This window comes from Gordonia crocea, from assembly GCF_009932435.1.
Lineage (GTDB): Bacteria > Actinomycetota > Actinomycetes > Mycobacteriales > Mycobacteriaceae > Gordonia > Gordonia crocea.
Genome location: NZ_BJOU01000001.1, coordinates 1,952,994 through 1,969,642, shown reverse-complemented (window position 1 = coordinate 1,969,642; position 16,649 = coordinate 1,952,994). Strand labels below are relative to the sequence as shown.

Annotated in this window: 16 protein-coding genes; 5 read left to right on the top strand and 11 right to left on the bottom strand. The window is 68.5% G+C overall.

Annotated features, from left to right (window positions below; all coding sequences use genetic code 11):
* Positions 1-58: 58 nt before the first annotated feature.
* Entirely contained in the window at positions 59-754 is a 696-nt protein-coding gene (locus nbrcactino_RS09305; RefSeq protein WP_161927099.1) for a TVP38/TMEM64 family protein, read from the top strand.
* A gap of 190 nt (positions 755-944) precedes the next feature.
* Positions 945-2,087 (top strand): IS30 family transposase, encoded by a 1,143-nt coding sequence (locus tag nbrcactino_RS09300; protein ID WP_228460624.1) that lies wholly within the window; start codon positions 945-947, stop codon positions 2,085-2,087.
* Positions 2,088-2,117: 30 nt separating this feature from the next.
* Here nbrcactino_RS09300 and nbrcactino_RS09295 read toward each other — a convergent pair whose 3' ends face one another.
* Together nbrcactino_RS09295 and nbrcactino_RS09290 are read right to left on the bottom strand one after the other, a co-directional pair.
* The gene (locus nbrcactino_RS09295; RefSeq protein ID WP_161927098.1) at positions 2,118-2,945 is read right to left on the bottom strand and encodes a DUF3097 domain-containing protein; all 828 of its coding nucleotides are present in this window, start codon (positions 2,943-2,945) and stop codon (positions 2,118-2,120) included.
* Positions 2,942-3,502: a hypothetical protein gene (locus nbrcactino_RS09290; protein ID WP_161927097.1), complete on the bottom strand. Its 561-nt coding sequence runs from the start codon at positions 3,500-3,502 to the stop codon at positions 2,942-2,944. Before nbrcactino_RS09290 ends, nbrcactino_RS09295 begins: the two co-directional genes overlap by 4 nt.
* Before the next feature lie 44 nt (positions 3,503-3,546).
* On the opposite strand from nbrcactino_RS09290, the gene nbrcactino_RS09285 reads away from it, so the two are divergent.
* Entirely contained in the window at positions 3,547-4,323 is a 777-nt protein-coding gene (locus nbrcactino_RS09285) for an Rv1486c family protein (RefSeq protein WP_161927096.1), read from the top strand.
* Between the two features lie 18 nt (positions 4,324-4,341).
* Here nbrcactino_RS09285 and nbrcactino_RS09280 read toward each other — a convergent pair whose 3' ends face one another.
* From nbrcactino_RS09280 to nbrcactino_RS09240, 9 genes are all read right to left on the bottom strand, one after another.
* The gene (locus nbrcactino_RS09280; RefSeq protein WP_161927095.1) at positions 4,342-5,391 is read right to left on the bottom strand and encodes a ferrochelatase; all 1,050 of its coding nucleotides are present in this window, start codon (positions 5,389-5,391) and stop codon (positions 4,342-4,344) included.
* A gap of 10 nt (positions 5,392-5,401) precedes the next feature.
* Positions 5,402-6,241 (bottom strand): NADH-dependent enoyl-ACP reductase InhA, encoded by an 840-nt coding sequence (inhA, locus tag nbrcactino_RS09275; protein WP_161927683.1) that lies wholly within the window; start codon positions 6,239-6,241, stop codon positions 5,402-5,404.
* Between the two features lie 52 nt (positions 6,242-6,293).
* Positions 6,294-7,007 carry a 3-oxoacyl-ACP reductase FabG1 gene (gene fabG1, locus nbrcactino_RS09270; protein WP_161927094.1) on the bottom strand — a complete coding sequence of 238 codons (714 nt, stop codon included), beginning with the start codon at positions 7,005-7,007 and terminating at the stop codon, positions 6,294-6,296.
* 55 nt (positions 7,008-7,062) lie between these two features.
* Complete coding sequence (locus tag nbrcactino_RS09265) at positions 7,063-7,521, bottom strand: hypothetical protein (protein WP_161927093.1); 459 nt, start codon at positions 7,519-7,521, stop codon at positions 7,063-7,065.
* Positions 7,522-7,535: 14 nt separating this feature from the next.
* Entirely contained in the window at positions 7,536-8,510 is a 975-nt protein-coding gene (locus nbrcactino_RS09260; RefSeq protein WP_161927682.1) for a VWA domain-containing protein, read from the bottom strand.
* A gap of 2 nt (positions 8,511-8,512) precedes the next feature.
* Positions 8,513-9,463 (bottom strand): DUF58 domain-containing protein, encoded by a 951-nt coding sequence (locus nbrcactino_RS09255; protein ID WP_186343330.1) that lies wholly within the window; start codon positions 9,461-9,463, stop codon positions 8,513-8,515.
* Positions 9,441-10,601: an AAA family ATPase gene (locus nbrcactino_RS09250; RefSeq protein ID WP_161927091.1), complete on the bottom strand. Its 1,161-nt coding sequence runs from the start codon at positions 10,599-10,601 to the stop codon at positions 9,441-9,443. The genes nbrcactino_RS09255 and nbrcactino_RS09250 overlap by 23 nt, the downstream gene beginning before the upstream one ends.
* 153 nt (positions 10,602-10,754) lie before the next feature.
* Positions 10,755-12,227 (bottom strand): NlpC/P60 family protein, encoded by a 1,473-nt coding sequence (locus nbrcactino_RS09245; protein ID WP_371864519.1) that lies wholly within the window; start codon positions 12,225-12,227, stop codon positions 10,755-10,757.
* 209 nt (positions 12,228-12,436) lie between these two features.
* Positions 12,437-13,030 (bottom strand): Rv1476 family membrane protein, encoded by a 594-nt coding sequence (locus nbrcactino_RS09240; RefSeq protein ID WP_186343329.1) that lies wholly within the window; start codon positions 13,028-13,030, stop codon positions 12,437-12,439.
* A gap of 244 nt (positions 13,031-13,274) precedes the next feature.
* On the opposite strand from nbrcactino_RS09240, the gene acnA reads away from it, so the two are divergent.
* Positions 13,275-16,076 (top strand): aconitate hydratase AcnA, encoded by a 2,802-nt coding sequence (gene acnA / locus nbrcactino_RS09235; protein WP_161927090.1) that lies wholly within the window; start codon positions 13,275-13,277, stop codon positions 16,074-16,076.
* Positions 16,069-16,641, top strand: a complete 573-nt coding sequence (locus tag nbrcactino_RS09230; protein WP_161927089.1) for a TetR/AcrR family transcriptional regulator — start codon at positions 16,069-16,071, stop codon at positions 16,639-16,641. Before acnA ends, nbrcactino_RS09230 begins: the two co-directional genes overlap by 8 nt.
* Positions 16,642-16,649 lie beyond the last annotated feature (8 nt).

The window sequence follows — 16,649 nt, the reverse complement described above, 5'->3', positions numbered from 1 at the left end:
ATCGCTCGGTCGCTTCCGTCGCGGAGTCCGGCCCGCCGAAGCCAGTAGAGTCGCGCAGGTGAGCGATCACCCAGAACACCCGCACACCGGGGACGAACTCCTCGACGCGGATATCCGCGGCACGGTGATCCGGCGGATCGTCGTGGTAGGGCTCGTCGTCGCGGTGATCATGATCACGTCGTACGTGGTGCCGACCAAGGGCATCGTCGAGGCCATCGAGTCGTGGCGGGCGGGGCTGGGACCGGGTTTCCCGATCGCCTTCTTCGTCAGCTATGCGGTGATCACGATGTTCCCCATCCCGCGCTCGGCGTTCACCTTCTCCTCCGGCGTGCTGTTTCCCGCCGCACTGGGCCTGTCCGGAGCGATGGCGGCGACCATGTTCGCGGCCGTGGTGTCCTTCGTGGCGATCCGAGTCATCGGTCGGGACAAGGTCCGGCCCTATCTGAAGCAGCCGGTGGTGCGCGCCATCGACGCCCGGCTCGAGCGACGCGGGTGGTTGGCCGTCGGGTCGTTGCGGCTCATCGCCGCTTGCCCGTTCTCCTTGGCCAACTACTGCTCGGCGCTCTCCTCGGTGCGCACGCTCCCCTATTCGATCGCGACCCTCGTCGGGGTGTTCCCCGGCACCGCCGCGGTGGTCCTGCTGGGCCATTCGGTCACCAGCGGACCCAATCCCTGGTTGATCGCCAGCACGGTGTTCTTCTTCGGGTTGGGCATCTTCGGCCTGGTCTTCGACGCGAAGCTCCCCGTCGACTGACGCCGACTGGGCCCTGTTTCCCGCCGACTGGGCCCCGCAGACTCAAGCGATCGCCGCAACGGCCGACGAGTTTGCGGAGGTCAGCATGGGTGATGGTGGTTCGAGACGACGGTTGGGGAAGTTGGGGGTCGCTGATCGACCGCCGTTAACCCAGCGGCGTGAGTTGTTTTGGCAGGGCCTGTCTACGGGGATGACGATCAAGGCTGCGGCGCGCGCTGCTGGTGTGTCGCGCAACTCCGGGGCCCTGTGGTTGGCCCAGGCTGGCGGAATGAAACCAACAGCAACGGCACTGGAAAGCCGGATCAGCGCCGGCACGGGCCGGTTGACCTTCGCTGATCGGTGCTGCATCGAGGAACTGGTGGGCAAAGGGTCGCAGCCGGCGCGGATCGCGCGTCTGTTGGGTCGTTCCCGCTCGACCATCAGCCGGGAACTGGTGCGGGGCCGGCCCGCCGGTGACGGTGAATACCGGTATCGGGCGATCGTGGCGCAGACGACGGTCGACCAAGGCCGGCGGCGACCCAAACCGCGCAAACTCCAACCCGACACCGCGCTTTACGCTGAAGTCGTCGACATGCTGGGGAAACGGCTCAGTCCTGAGCAGATCGCCCACCGGTTACGGCACGACTATCCCGACGATCCGGAGATGCGGGTGTCCCACGAAACGATCTACCAGTCGATGTATGTTCAAGCCCGCGGTGGTTTGCGCGCCGAGGTTGCCAAAGCACTACGCACCGGGCGGATACGACGCAAACCCGCAGGCCGAGACACATCCGGTCGAGGCCGGATCAAAGACATGGTGATGATCAGCGATCGTCCCGCCGAAGTCGAGGACCGCTCGGTCCCCGGCCACTGGGAGGGTGACTTGATCATGGGAGCCGGTAACCGCTCGGCGATCGGCACCCTGGTCGAACGCACCACCGGCTTTCTGATGCTGGTGCACCTGCCCGGCGATCACACCGCCGCCACCGTTGCCGCGGCCATGACCCGAACCATCCCGACCATCCCCGAAATCCTGCGTCGATCGTTGACCTGGGATCAAGGAGTGGAAATGGCCCACCACACCGCCATCACCAACGCCACCGGCCTACCGATCTACTTCTGCGATCCCCACAGCCCCTGGCAGCGCGCCACCAACGAAAACACCAACGGCCTACTCCGCCAGTACTTCCCCAAAGGGGCCGACCTATCGTTCTTCGGCCCCGGCATGCTCGACCAAGTCGCCGCCGAACTCAACGACCGACCCCGAAAACGCCTCAACTGGATGACCCCCGCCGAAAAGCTCGAAGAACTCCTACAATCCAAACCGACAGATTCCGTTGCACCGACCACTTGAATCCGCCCCCTGTTTCCCGCCGAGTGGGCCCTAGTCGCTCGGCTCTGTGACGAAATCGATGAGTTCCTCGACGGCCCGCAACAGCGGCACCTCGATATCGCGATAGTCCCGGACGCCCGACAGCACCCGGCGCCACCCGTCGGTCGGCGCCCCCCAGCCCAGTTCCGCGCAGACGCCGGTCTTCCAATCGGTGCCCCGCGGAATCCGGGGCCACCCGACAATCCCGACCGACGCCGGTTTCACCGCCTCCCAGACATCGATGTACGGGTGTCCGCAGACCAACACGTGCTGCCCGACCGATTCGGTGAGGCGCGCCTCTTTCGAGCCGGCGACGAGGTGGTCGACGAGGACCCCGGCTCGACGACCCGGGCCGGGTTCGAAGTCATCCAGCGCCGCGTCGAGGTGGTCCAACCCGTTCAGACTCTCCACCACCACGCCCTCGGCGCGCAGATCGTCGCCCCACACGCGCTCGACGAGTGTCGCGTCATGGATTCCCTCGACGAACAGCCGGCTCGCCCGCGCCACCCGGGCCCGCTGCTGCGCCGCTTTGCGCGAACCAGAGGCCGTGCGCTGGGCGGTTGGCGCCGGTGCCGCGGCCCGCGGGCGGACCAGCGTGACCGTTTTACCGTCGATGAGGAAGGCCGACGGCCGCATCGCAAAGATCCTGGTCGCACCGTGACGGTCTTCGAGCCGGACGAACAACCCGTCATACGACTTCTCGAAACCGACGACAGCGCCGCAATAGCCACTCGCCGCGTCTTCGACGACGAGCCCCTTCGCGGCCTCGACCTCGGGGACTTGCGGCCCGCGCCGCCGGGGTGCCGCAAGAATGTCGCGGCCGTAAGGATCATCCGTCACGATCGCCCAGGGTAGGACAGTCCCGCCCGGCGTTTGGCGACCGACGCGCGGATGGCCACGACGACCACCGCGACGAGGCCCAACGCGATCCCACCGCCGACCAGCAGGAACAGGTATCCCACTCCCCAGAGTCCGGTCGAGTCGTGGGTACCGGCGTCGACGGCCCACACCGTCGAGAACCCGAGCACCACCCCTATCGCCGCAACGAGCGGCCCGGAGAGCCGCCACCGGGTGAACCACCCGAGGATCCCAGTGACCGCGCCGACGCTGAGCGCGCACGCCACCACCTGCCACGGACGATACGGCCCTTGCGTTTGACCGCTCGCATCGGTGTAGTAGCCACCCCAGGTCAACCAGGCGAACCACAGCGCCACGCCGGCCAGGACCGACACCGCGGCGGCCGTCCACGTCCCCAACCCGCGTTCGGGCGCCACCGCCGGCGACGACCGCTCCACCGACCGCAGCCAGTACACGACGCCAGCCGCCACGAGAGCGGGGATACCGCCGAACAGTGCGACGACGACGATGATTCCGATGCCCGCGCCCCCAAGACCCATGGGGTTCACGTTAGCGCCCCGGCGCGAACTAGGCTGGTCCGATCATGCCCGCCGTCCTCCGACCAGATGGTCCGCCACCGCAACAGGTCCACGTGTTGACCACCGTCGCCCCGTGGGCGGCGGCCTTCGGCGTCGGCCGCAGCGCCGGCGACGACCTCCTCGACGAACTGCGTGCGCTGAACATGCCGGCGACGATCACCGACTCGGCGGGCGGCGCCCCGATGACCTGGCTCGAGTTGGCCCGAACCGCCGACGACTGGTCGCTTCGCCTGCCCGCGGCCGGCGATCCGGACGGGTTGGGTCCGGGCGCGGCCGGCCGCGCCGCCACCGAGGCGGGCGAGGCGCTGGTCGTCGTCGCGGATGAGACCCGGGTGATCGTGCCCTCACGCGACCCCGACCGGGCGCCGACCTGGACGGCCCACCGCGTCGACGGGCCGATTGGGGCGACCCGCACTCTCGGACTCGGCGAGGCGCGTCTGATCCTGCTCGACGCGATCGGCGATGCCACGGCGGCCCTGACCGGTTTGGCCGGTACCTCCGCGGGTGCGGCCGACACGTTGCGAGCCGACTTGGCCGAGCACGTCAGCCGCTTCGCCCCGGTCTTTCCACCCGGTGCCGACGGGCGCGCCACCGAGGTCGCCGGACTGTCCGCCCAGGTGTTGGGCACCTTGTCGTTGGCCGCCGACCGGCGCGTCGGGTTCGGGGTCGCGCTGGCCCATGCCGACGAGGGAGACCGCCGTCTCGGCGAGGTCGCGGCTGCGGCCCGCACGGCATTGGCAGCGGCGGTCAACCACGTGATCGGGGACTTCGCCCACCGGTGAGCGCCGCTCGACGGGGCGTCACGCGTCGCCGCAGCACCCCGCCCGGCACCCGGCGCCGTTGTCGCCGCATCCCGGCGCGTCCAGGTCACCACCGCCGTCGGCATAGCGCTGCACGAGGTCGGCTATGAGTCCGGTGAAGCGGGGGTCGGTGCCGACGGTGGCGGCCCGCGAGTAACCCAGGTCCAGTTCACCGGCCAGCTCGGCCAGTTCGCTGTCCAGGTCCCAGATCACCTCGAGGTGGTCGGAGACGAATCCGATCGGCGCGACGACGACCTGCTCGACGCCGTCGTCGGCGAGCGCCCTCAGATGGTCGGCGATGTCGGGTTCGAGCCACGGAACCTCGGGCGGACCCGACCGCGACTGCCAGACCTGGTCATAGTCGCGCCCGGCACCAAGGGTCCCGTCGGCGGTCAACCGCTGTGCAACCTGGGCGCAGGCGGCGTCGACCTGGCGCGAATAGAGGCCGTCGCCGATGGCCCGGTCGGCGCGCACCGGGATGGAATGCGCGGTGAACACGAGTCGGAACGGCCCGGTCGGGTCGGGCAGGGCCGCGACGGCACGCCGCACCGCATCGGCCTGCGACTCGAGGAAGGCCGCTTCCGCCCAGTACTGCGGCAGTTTGCGCAACAACACCGGGTCCGCAGTGCTCTCGGGCACCCGCTCGGCGAGCGCGGCGACCGCGCGTGCGATGTCCTCGTGGTACTGCTTGCACCCGGAATAGCCGCCCCAGGCCGACGTGGTGAACACGAGGATGCGGCGGTGCCCGTCGCGATACATCGTTTCGACGGCATCCTCAACATACGGGTCCCAGTTCCGGTTGCCGAAGTACACCGGCAGGTCGGCCCCGCGCTGCGCAAGGCCGCTCCGCAGGGCGGCCATCATGTCGCGGTTGAGCCCGTTGATCGGCGATGCCCCACCGAAGTGGTGGTAATGCTCGGCGACCTCGGCGAGGCGGTCGGCTGGCACGCCGCGCCCCCGGGTGACGTTCTCCAGGAACGGCATGACCTCCTCGGGCCGCTCGGGCCCGCCGAAGGACAGGAAGAGTACCGCCGTGAACGGCTCGCTCACCTCGCGTGCCTCACTTGCCCGCGATGAGTTCCTCCGGGAACCAGGTGTTGTGGCTGGCACCGCCGTCGACGTAGACGATCGAGGCGGTCGTGGCCGGCAGGAAGTCCGACAGCAGTGCGCAGACGCTGGTCCCGACGACGCTCGGGTCGTCGACGTCCCAACCGATCGGCGACGCACCGTTCCAGTAGTCGTTGAGCATGGTGAGCTTCTTGGCGTCGTCGGTGGCGGTGCCCGAGATCGCCTTGGCGGCCAGGGTCTTGATCGGACCGGCGGCGACCAGGTTGGAGCGGATCTTCTTGGCGTAGCCGACCTCGCGGGCGACGTAGCGGTTCACCGACTCCAGCGCGGCCTTCGCCACACCCATCCAGTTGTAGTCCGGCATGGCGGTGCGCGGGTCGAAGTCCATGCCGACGATCGAGCCGCCCTCGTTCATGACCGGCAGCGCGGCACGCGCCAACGAGGCGTAGCTCCACGCCGAGATCTCGAAGGACTTGGCGACGTCGGGGCCGGGGCCCTCCAGGAACGGCAGCGCGTCGGGCCCCATCAGCGTGCGGGGCGCGAAGGCGATCGAGTGGACCAGTCCGTCGATGCCCTGCGGGGCGAGTTCGCGCACCTTGTCGGCGAGTTGGCCCAGGGACTCCTCGTCGGTGACGTCGAGCGGGATCGCCGGCGGCACCTCCTGCGGGAGCCGCTTGGCGATGCGGTCGATCAGGCGCAGGCGCTCGGGGATGCCGGTGATGATCACCGTGGCCCCCTGCTCCTGCGCCACCTTCGCGGTCGAGAATGCGATCGATGCGTCGGTGATGATGCCGGTGACGAGGATGGTCTTGCCGTCGAGGATGCCCATGATGCTCCTTGGAGATTCGGTGGTGGCTGGCTGTCGGTGCGTGCTCGGACCGGGCCTAGTGGCCCATGCCCAAACCGCCGTCGACGTTGATCACGTTGCCCGTGACGTAGGACGAGTCGTCGGAGGCGAGGAAGGACACGACGGCGGCCACGTCTTCGGGCTGTCCCATGCGCTTGGCGGGGATCGCCTGGTCGACGGCAGTCTTCGTGTACTCCTCGGGCAGCGCGCGGGTCATGTCGGTGTCGATGAGGCCGGGGGCGACGACGTTGGCGGTGATGTTGCGGCCGCCGAGCTCACGGGTCACCGAGCGGGCCAGGCCGATGACACCGGCCTTGCTCGAGGCGTAGTTCGCCTGGCCCGGGGTGCCCATCAGCGCCACGACCGAACCGAGGTAGATGAACCGGCCCCAGCGCTTCTTGAGCATGTCGCGGGTGGCGGCCTTGGTGACGCGGAAGGCGCCGGTGAGGTTGGCGTTGACGACGCGCTCGAACGAATCGACGTCCATGCGCATGAGCAGGGTGTCTTCGGTGATGCCGGCGTTGGCGACGACGACCTCGACCGGTCCCTGGTGCTCGGCGACCTCGGCGAAGGCGCGGGTCACCGACTCGGTGTCGGTGACGTCGCACTGGACGCCGAACAGGCCCTCGGGGGCACCGGAGCCGCGGTGGGTCACGGCCACCTTGTGGCCGTCGGCGGCGAGGCGCTGGGCGACGGCCAGACCGATGCCGCGGTTACCGCCGGTGACAAGTACAGAGCGCGAGGTAGTCATGGATATCAAACCTATCGTGTCGGTCGTCGTCGGTGAAACGGCGGGTCCGCCGGAATCAGTGGACCTTGCCGCTGGTCATGTTGAAGTTGCCCGAGTACCGCGCGATGGGGTTGCGCCCATGTTTGACGGTCGTCGTCAGACCGGTGCCGCCGGTCTCGGTGGATATGACCGTGAGCTGGTACTCCTTCGCCGCCGGGGTAACGGTCCGCGACAACGGGATGGTGCCCGACCAGGAGTGATTCCGGTCACCGTCCAGGTAGATCGACACGAACACCGACGCCCCCTCGGGTCCGGCCACCTCGACGGTCAGACTGTCCGCGGGGGTGCCATCGGTCGGGGTCGTCGGGCTCGCTCGGCGATTGTCGCGATGGTCGTCGCCGCGGTCGACGACCACCGCTACCGCCAGGGCGCCGGCCGGCAGGACCACCACCGCCGCGGCGAGCGCGATCCACCACCCCTTCCGAGTCGGCCCCTTAGGATTCGGCGCTATCGGCCCGGCGACAGGTCTGGACATGGGTCGATTCTCACTTACGGCAATCGTTGGTTCAGCACCAGTGCTCCGACGGCGCCGAGCAATGCGAGGATCGTGCCCGCCAGGACCCACGGGTGCGAGTTCTCGCCGCGCGTCGTCTCATAGCCGATCTGCTCCTGCAACGAGCTGTACACCGCGTTGAGCTCCTCCAGGCTCGAGGCCGTGAAGAACCGACCGCCGGGCGCGGCGAGTTGGGAGATCTTCTTGAGCGACGCGTCGTCGACCGGAACCGGGATCCGCTCGCCCTCGATCTCCACGGCCCCGGACTGGGTGCCGAAAGAAATCGTGGACACCGGGACGCCGCGCTCCTTCGCCTTGCGCGCCGCCGAGAACGCCCCGCGCGGTGCGTCTTGGCTCTCCGGCACGGTCTGCTTGCCGTCCGACAGCAGCACGATGTGCGCCGGCGGTGCGCCCTTGTCCCCGCCGAGCAGCGAGTTCAGCGTCCGGATCTGGTCGAGCGCGGCGAAGATTCCCTCGCCAGTCGCCGTCTTGTCGTCGAGTTGGAGCTTGTCGACCGCGTCCTTGGTCGCGTTGTGGTCGGGCGTGGGGCTCACCAGCGTCGTCGGCGTACCGGCGAAGGAGATGAGGCCCAGATTGATGCCCTCGGTCAGTTCGGTGGCGAACTTCTTCGCCGCCGCCTGCGCCGCCTTGATCCGGCTCGGTGCGACGTCGGTCGCGTTCATCGAGCGGGACACGTCCATCACCAGCATCACGGTGGCGCGGTTGCGGGGCACCTTGCGGTCGGCCTGGGGTCCGGCCAGGGCGACCGTCAGCAGGATCAACCCGACAGCCAAGAGGGCGAACGGGACGTGCCGGAACCGATCCGTGCGCTTGGGCGTGACCGTTTTCAGGATCTCCAGGTTGGCGAATTTCATCGCCCGCGAGGTCCGTTTGCGCTGGATGTAGACGTACAGGCCGATCAGGCCGGCAACGACGAGCAGGCCCAGCAACCACCAGGGGTTCGCCAGCAGCATCAGTGCACCCCCACCGCGAGTCCGCGACGACGGCCGCCGATGAAGCGGACGGTGTCGGCGAGCCAGTCGCGGTCGGTGCGCAGGGTCATCACCGGTCCACCGCACGCACGGATCGTCCGGTGGACCTTCTCCTGGTGCGCGCGGGCGGCGACGGCGAAGTCGTCGCGGACCTGCTCGGTGATCACCACGTCGTGGATCTCCCCCGTCTCGGCGTCGGCCAGACGCACGTCGCCGATGGCCGGCAACTCCAGGTCGCGCGGATCGAGCACCTCGATCGCCAACAACTCGTGGTGTCCGCCGATGGCGCGCAACGGCCGATCCCAGTCGATCGGTCCGAGGAAGTCGCTGATCACGACCGCCAGCCCCCGACGGCGTTCCGGCCGGCGGAGCGCCTCGATACCGTCGCGCAGGTCGCCGCGCACCGTCGGCGAACTGCGGTGGGTCGTCGCGATCTGCTTCAGCAGGTTCTGCGCGTGGGCCCGGCCCCCGCGCGCCGGGATGCGGACGATCTCGTCACCGGTGACGATGACGGCCCCGATGCGGTTGCCGCCGCCTGCGGTGAGGTGGACGATGACCGCGGCTGCGGCCACCGCCAGGTCGCGTTTGGTGTGGTCGACGGTGCCGAAATCCAGGCTGCCCGAGACGTCGACGACCAGCCAGGTCTCCAATTCGCGGTCGGCGATCATCTGGCGCACATGCGGCACGGTGGTCCGGGCGGTGACCGCCCATTCCATCCGCCGGATGTCGTCGCCGGGCTGATAGGCGCGCGCCTCCCCCGGCTCGGACCCCGGTCCCGGGATCAACCCGAGGTGGTCGCCCTGCAGGACGCCGTCGAGCTTGCGCCGGACGGTGAGTTCGAGGTTGCGCAGCGCGGCCGTCAACGCCGGGTCTTTGAGCAACCCGTCGTCGAAGGACGGCAGCGGGGTGTTACTGGCCGGCATGCCGGACATTGCTCGGCTGCGGCGGAACCGGGATCTGTCCGGCCGGCGGTGCCGGTGCGACCGGCGCCGAGGCCGGAATCGACGGGATCTGGCCCGGGGCGGCCGACCCGGCGACCGTTCCGCCGCCGTTGACCGGCGCCGCAACCACCTGCGGCAACCCGACGGTCTGTAGGACCCGCTCGATGACGTCGTCGGCGTCGACGGAGTCGGCCAGCGCGTCGTAGGTGAGGACCAATCGGTGCCGGAGGACGTCGGGGGCGATCTCGACGATGTCGTTGGGCACGACGTAGTCACGGCCGCGGACCAGCGCGAGGGCGCGGGCGGCGGCGATGATGCCGAGCGTCGCGCGCGGGGAGGCACCGTAGGCCAGCCACGACGCGACCTCGGTCATGCCGAGATCGGCCGGTCGGCGCGTCGCGTTGATCAGGCGAACCACATAGTCGACGAGGGCGTGGTGCACGAAGACGTTGGCCGAGGCGTCCTGCAGGCGGATCATCGCCTCCGGGTCCAGGACCTGGCTCGCCGTCGGCGGCACGTTGCCCATGCGGTAGACGATCTCGCGCTCTTCTTCGACCGACGGGTAGTCCACCATCACCTTGAACAGGAAGCGGTCGCGCTGCGCCTCGGGCAGCGGGTAGACACCCTCGTTCTCGATCGGGTTCTGGGTGGCCATCACCAGGAAGGGCTTGGGCATCGGGTAGGTCACGCCGCCGATGGAGACCTGGCGCTCGGCCATGACCTCGAGCAGCGCGGACTGGACCTTGGCCGGGGCGCGGTTGATCTCGTCGGCGAGGAGGAAGTTCGCGACCACCGGTCCGAGCTCGGTGTCGAATTCCTCGCGGCCCTGACGGTAGATGCGCGTACCGATGAGGTCGGTGGGCACCAGGTCGGGGGTGAACTGCACGCGCGAGAAGCTCCCGCCGACAACGGTCGCGAAGGTCTCGACGGCCAGCGTCTTGGCGACACCGGGGACACCCTCGAGCAGGATGTGGCCGCGGGCGAGCAGACCCACGAGAATGCGTTCGACGAGTTGGTCCTGGCCGACGATGACCCGCTTGACCTCGTAGATGGCCTTCTCGATCAGCTTGGAATCTGCCTCGGTGAGCGTGGCCTGCGATTGCTGGCCGGTGGCGGGCTGCGACGTCAAAGCCCAACTCCTGTCGTCGGTGTCCGCGCACCCGGATCTGTCTCGGGAAGCACGGTGTTGTGAAACGGTCGGTCCCAGCCTAGCCGCGCCGACGGCTTCAGGCGATCACGACGTGCCCGCGCGTCCACCGGTGGATCGACGCGACGGTCGGTCTCACCAGAGGCGGACGACCATCGGCATGGCCCCACCCATGCGGACCGGCGAGACTTTGACGACATCGCCGGACTGCGGAGCCTCGATCATCTTCCCGTCGCCGAGGTACAGCGCGACGTGCTGGCTGGCATTGGCGCCCCAGAAGATCATGTCGCCGCGCGCCATCTGCGAGATCGGCACCTGCGGGCCCGAGGTGTACTGGTAGCCGGTGTAGTGCGGCAGGTCGTAGCCGATGCCAGCAAAGGCGTAGATCATCAGGCCTGAGCAGTCGAAGCCCACCTTGTTGTAGTCGCCGTGGGCGTCGGCGACGCCGCCGTCGCGGATCCCCTTCGTCGGGCCGTTGGCATCGCCGCCGCCCCAGGCGTAGGGCAGGTTCAGCTGCGACATCGCCCGGTTCACGACGACTTCGACGGCCTGCGGTCCCCGCAAACCGGGTCGGACCTGGCCGCCACCGCCAAAACTGCCGGTGCTGCCGAACAGCGCGCCCAGCGAACCGGTCGACAGCCGCGACAGCGAACCGTTGGCCCCGGTGCTGGTCAGGTCGCTGCCGGACAGGCCGAGCTCGTCGAACAGCTTGGATTGCGGGACCTGCTGCGAGCCGATCACGCTGGCGAGGACCTTCTGCGCGACGTCCATGGCGATCTTCGCTGCCGCCGCCGCGGCATCCATGGCCGCCTTGGAGGCGTCCGGGCCGTCGGTCAGCGCGGGCAGGCCCGGGATCACCGGGGCGGACACCCGGGTGGACACACCGCGCAGCTTGTTCAGCTTGTTCTGCGCCTCGGCCCGCTTGGCCAGCAGGACCGCCTTGTTGCGCTGTTGATCGGCCATGGCCTGCTGGGCCGTCTTGACCGCGCCGATGGCCTCGGTCCGCCGACCGGCCGCGGTGCGGACGGCCGAGGTGGCCTGGCGGCGCGACGCCTCGGCCGCGGCCGCCCGGTTCGCCTTCTGGTTCCGGGCGATCTTCAGCTTCTCGATGTTGCGGCGCTGCTGGGCGCTCACGCGGTCGAGGACCGACACCTGGTCGAGGACCTTTTGCGGGTCGTCGGACGAAACGTAGTCGCGCATCGATCCGGCCGGGCCTCGACGGTAGGCACGCGCAGCGTAGGCGTTGAACGACTTCTGGGCGGTGGCCAGATTGCGGTCGGCATCGACCAACGACTTGCGCGCCCCCTGCGCGGCGACCGCCGCCAACCGCTCGGCCACCAGGGAGTTCTGGAAGTCCACCAGCGCGCGGTTGACCGCCTCCCGCTTCACCGCGAGGTTGTTGTCGAGGTCGGTGAGATTCTGGTCCGCGGTGGCGATCTGGTTGACCAGCCGGGAAATCGATGCGGCCTTCTGCCCGCCCGGCGCGGCCCCGACGGTGCCGGCGACCAGTGTCGTCAGGGCGACGCCGGTGACCACGACGCCGCCGCGCAGCAGCGCAGCGAGCCGGGCGCCCGTCCGGGTGGCTCTGGTGTCCTGGGTTCGCCTCACGCCAGTGCTCCTCAAATCCGCGAGGTGTACATCAAACGTCACAGGAACCTCACCTGCGACATCTGCACCGTACGTCACATCAGTGAGCATGGGAAACACCCGAAACAGAATTACAAAGGTGGGATTACCTGCGGCTATGGCTGTGATCAGCGCAAAGAACGCCTAACCGGTCGATGTCTCACTTTGGCAACATCGATGAGGGCGGTCGATCAGTCCTCGTCCGCGGCCTTGTCGGCGCCGACGTCCGGCTCCCCGGGCGTGGCCTGCGCAACCTCTGGAGCAACGGCACCGGTGGCGTGCACGGCCGGGCGGCGCTTGCTGAACCAACGCGCACCGACGGCGGCGGCGAGCACCGCCAGGGTCAACAGGATGGTGATCACCGACCAGTTCGTCTGCGGTGCGGTCAGCTGCTCCACCATCTGCCGAGCGGCGCCCGGCGGGTCGGTGAGCGTGAGGTTCTGCGCGGCCTCTTCTTGGACGACCCGGGCGAACTCCGGCCCCGAGCTGCCCACCGAGTCGGGCCCGAGAACGATCACCGTGCCGCCGGTCTTCGGCTGCAGGGTCAGTGCGACGTCGCGGTAATAGGTGAACTTGGGTTGCTTCTGGGTCAGTACGACGACTTTGATGTCGTGCCCCTTGGCCTTGGCGTCGGCCACCACGGCCTTGAGCGCCGGCACCTGCTCGGCGGGTCCGTGGACCCCCTGCGTCTGCAGGTCGCGAAGGATCGCATCGATGTCGACGTTCTCGGGCACGCTGGCGCCGTACGGGATCGTCGGGACCACCGAACTGGGCTCGGGACTCATCGCACACACGCCTTTCTCACTACGCCTGCTTGCTGCGCAAGAGTACGACACAATGGAAAGACAGCGGACCAACAGCCCACGACACCCCCGGTCTGGTAACAGTACGCCCGTACTGTTAAGCTGGTGGTGTCGCGCCGAACGGTCGGCGCAGCAGACCCGGACCAACCGACACAGCCCGTCGGATCGTGCTGATGCAAGCCCTCGTCAGCACGCCGAGCACAGATTAAGAGGAGATGTTTTCCAAGTGAGTATTGATTCATTCGGCGCCCGCGGCACTCTCGAGGTGGGCGACAAGTCGTACGAGATCTTCCGCATCAACGCCGTCAAGGGCACCGAGCGCCTTCCGTACTCGCTCAAGGTCCTCGCCGAGAACCTGCTCCGCACCGAGGACGGCGCCAACATCACCACCGAGCACATCGAGGCGCTCGGCAACTGGGATCCCACCGCCGACCCGAGCATCGAGATCCAGTTCACCCCCGCCCGCGTCCTGATGCAGGACTTCACCGGCGTGCCGTGTGTCGTCGACCTCGCCACTATGCGCGAGGCCGTCACCGCCCTCGGCGGCGACCCGAACAAGGTCAACCCGCTCTCCCCCGCCGAGATGGTCATCGACCACTCGGTCATCCTCGACGTCTTCGGCCGGGCCGACGCGTTCGAGCGCAACGTCGAGCTCGAGTACGAGCGCAACGGCGAGCGCTACCAATTCCTGCGTTGGGGCCAGGGCGCCTTCGACGACTTCAAGGTGGTCCCGCCCGGCGTCGGCATCGTCCACCAGGTCAACATCGAGTACCTGGCGCGCGTCGTGATGACCCGCAACGGGCAGGCCTACCCCGACACCTGTGTGGGCACCGACTCGCACACCACGATGGAGAACGGCCTGGGCGTGCTCGGCTGGGGCGTCGGCGGTATCGAGGCCGAGGCCGCCATGCTGGGCCAGCCGGTGTCGATGCTGATCCCGCGCGTCGTCGGCTTCAAGCTGACCGGCGAGATCAAGCCGGGCGTCACCGCCACCGACGTGGTCCTCACCGTGACCGACATGCTGCGCCAGCACGGCGTGGTCGGCAAGTTCGTCGAGTTCTACGGCAAGGGCGTCGCCGAGGTGCCGCTGGCCAACCGCGCCACCCTGGGCAACATGAGCCCGGAGTTCGGTTCCACCTGTGCGATCTTCCCGATCGACGAGGAGACCATCAACTACCTGCGCCTGACCGGCCGCACCGACGAGGAGCTGGCGCTCGTCGAGGCCTACGCCAAGGAGCAGGGCATGTGGCACAACCCCGAGCGCGAGCCGGAGTTCTCCGAGTACCTCGAGCTCGACCTGGGCACCGTGGTGCCGTCGATCGCCGGCCCGAAGCGCCCGCAGGACCGCATCCTGCTGTCGGAGTCCAAGATCGCGTTCCGCAAGGACATCCACAACTACGTCGAGGAGCACCACCCGGCCGAGCACACCAAGCTCGACGAGGCGGTCGAAGAGTCCTTCCCGGCCTCTGACCCGGCGGCTCTGTCCTTCGCCGACGACGGCGCGGTCAACGTCGCGTCCGCGGCCAACGGGGCCGAGGGCCGCCCGTCCAAGCCGGTCACGGTGACCTCCGACGGCAACACCTTCGTGCTCGACCACGGTGCCGTGGCGGTCGCGGGTATCACCTCCTGCACCAACACCTCGAACCCGTCGGTCATGCTCGGCGCCGGCCTGCTGGCCCGCAACGCGGTCGAGAAGGGCCTGACCACCAAGCCGTGGGTCAAGACGAACATGGCCCCCGGTTCGCAGGTCGTCTCCGACTACTACGAGAAGGCCGGACTCTGGCCCTACTTGGAGAAGCTCGGCTTCTACCTGGGCGGTTACGGCTGCACCACCTGTATCGGCAACACCGGGCCGCTGCCCGAGGCCATCAGCCAGGCCGTCAACGACAACGACCTGACGGTCACCGCCGTGCTGTCGGGCAACCGCAACTTCGAGGGCCGCATCTCCCCCGACGTCAAGATGAACTACCTGGCCAGCCCGCCGCTGGTGATCGCCTACGCACTCGCCGGGACGATGGACTTCGACTTCGAGAACGACCCGCTGGGCCAGGACACCGACGGCAACGACGTCTTCCTGAAGGACATCTGGCCGTCGCCCCAGGAGATCGACGACACGATCAAGGGTGCGATCAACGAGAAGATGTTCCGCGACTCCTACGCCACGGTTTTCGATGGCGGCGAGCGCTGGCAGAACCTCGACACCCCCGACGGCGACACCTTCGAGTGGGATGAGAATTCCACCTACGTCCGCAAGGCGCCGTACTTCGACGGCATGCAGATGGAGCCGTCGCCGGTCACCGACATCAAGGGCGCGCGCGTGCTGGCCCTGCTGGGCGACTCGGTCACCACCGACCACATCAGCCCGGCCGGCCCGATCAAGCCGGGTACCCCGGCCGCGCAGTACCTCGATTCGCACGGCGTGCAGCGCAAGGACTACAACTCCCTGGGCAGCCGTCGCGGCAACCACGAGGTGATGATCCGCGGTACCTTCGCGAACATCCGTCTGCAGAACCAGCTGCTCGACGGCGTGTCCGGCGGTTACACCCGCGACTTCACTCAGGAGGGCGGCCCGCAGTCGTTCATCTACGACGCCTCGGTCAACTACCAGGAGGCCGGCATCCCGCTGGTCGTGCTGGGCGGCAAGGAGTACGGCTCCGGTTCGTCGCGCGACTGGGCCGCCAAGGGCACCGTGCTGCTGGGCGTCAAGGCCGTCATCACCGAGTCCTTCGAGCGCATCCACCGCTCGAACCTGATCGGTATGGGCGTCGTCCCGCTGCAGTTCCCGGCCGGCGAGAGCGCCAAGACGCTGGGCCTGGACGGCACCGAGGTCTTCGACATCGAGGGCATCGAGAAGCTGAACGAGGGTGTCACGCCGAAGACCGTGCACGTCACGGCCACCAAGACCGACGGCACCAAGGTCGAGTTCGACGCGGTCGTGCGCATCGACACGCCCGGTGAGGCGGACTACTACCGCAACGGCGGCATCCTGCAGTACGTGCTGCGGAACATGCTGAAGGCTGATGCCTAAGGTCTCCGACGATCACCTTGCCGCGCGTCGTCGGGAGATCCTCGACGGCGCGCGGCGGTGTTTCGCTGAGTTCGGATACGACGGCGCCACCGTCAAGCGGCTGGAAGAGGCGACCGGGTTGTCCCGGGGCGCCATCTTCCACCACTTCCGCGACAAGGAGGCCCTCTTCCTGGCGCTGGCCCGGGAGGACGCCGAGCGGATGGCCGACGTCGCCGCCGAGGAGGGGCTCGTCGCCGTCATGCGCGACATGCTCGAGCGTCCCAAGGACTTCGACTGGCTCGGCACCCGTTTGGAGATCGTCCGCAAGATCCGCTCTGATCCGGCGTTCGCGCAGGCGTGGACGTCGCACAGCGACGACCTGGAGGCCGTCACGCTGGCCCGGTTGAAGCGCAAGCGCGAGGACGGCACCCTGCGCAAAGACGTGCCCACCGAGGTCCTGGTGACCTATCTCGACGTCGTGTTGGACGGGTTGATCACCCGCCTGGCCACCGGGCAGTCCACCGACGACCTGCACGCGGTGCTCGATCTCGTCGAAGCCTCGGTGCGCGCCGGCTCGACCGTCTGAGCGTCGGC

What these genes read in the sequence shown, in the direction of transcription:
- nbrcactino_RS09285 (WP_161927096.1), top strand. Translation starts at nt 3,547, where the DNA reads ATGCCCGCCGTCCTCCGACCAGATGGTCCGCCACCGCAACAGGTCCAC.
- nbrcactino_RS09230 (WP_161927089.1), top strand. Translation starts at nt 16,069, where the DNA reads ATGCCTAAGGTCTCCGACGATCACCTTGCCGCGCGTCGTCGGGAGATC.
- nbrcactino_RS09290 (WP_161927097.1), bottom strand. Translation starts at nt 3,502, where the DNA reads ATGGGTCTTGGGGGCGCGGGCATCGGAATCATCGTCGTCGTCGCACTG.
- nbrcactino_RS09240 (WP_186343329.1), bottom strand. Translation starts at nt 13,030, where the DNA reads ATGAGTCCCGAGCCCAGTTCGGTGGTCCCGACGATCCCGTACGGCGCC.
- nbrcactino_RS09300 (WP_228460624.1), top strand. Translation starts at nt 945, where the DNA reads ATGACGATCAAGGCTGCGGCGCGCGCTGCTGGTGTGTCGCGCAACTCC.
- nbrcactino_RS09265 (WP_161927093.1), bottom strand. Translation starts at nt 7,521, where the DNA reads ATGTCCAGACCTGTCGCCGGGCCGATAGCGCCGAATCCTAAGGGGCCG.
- fabG1 (WP_161927094.1), bottom strand. Translation starts at nt 7,007, where the DNA reads ATGACTACCTCGCGCTCTGTACTTGTCACCGGCGGTAACCGCGGCATC.
- nbrcactino_RS09255 (WP_186343330.1), bottom strand. Translation starts at nt 9,463, where the DNA reads ATGTCCGGCATGCCGGCCAGTAACACCCCGCTGCCGTCCTTCGACGAC.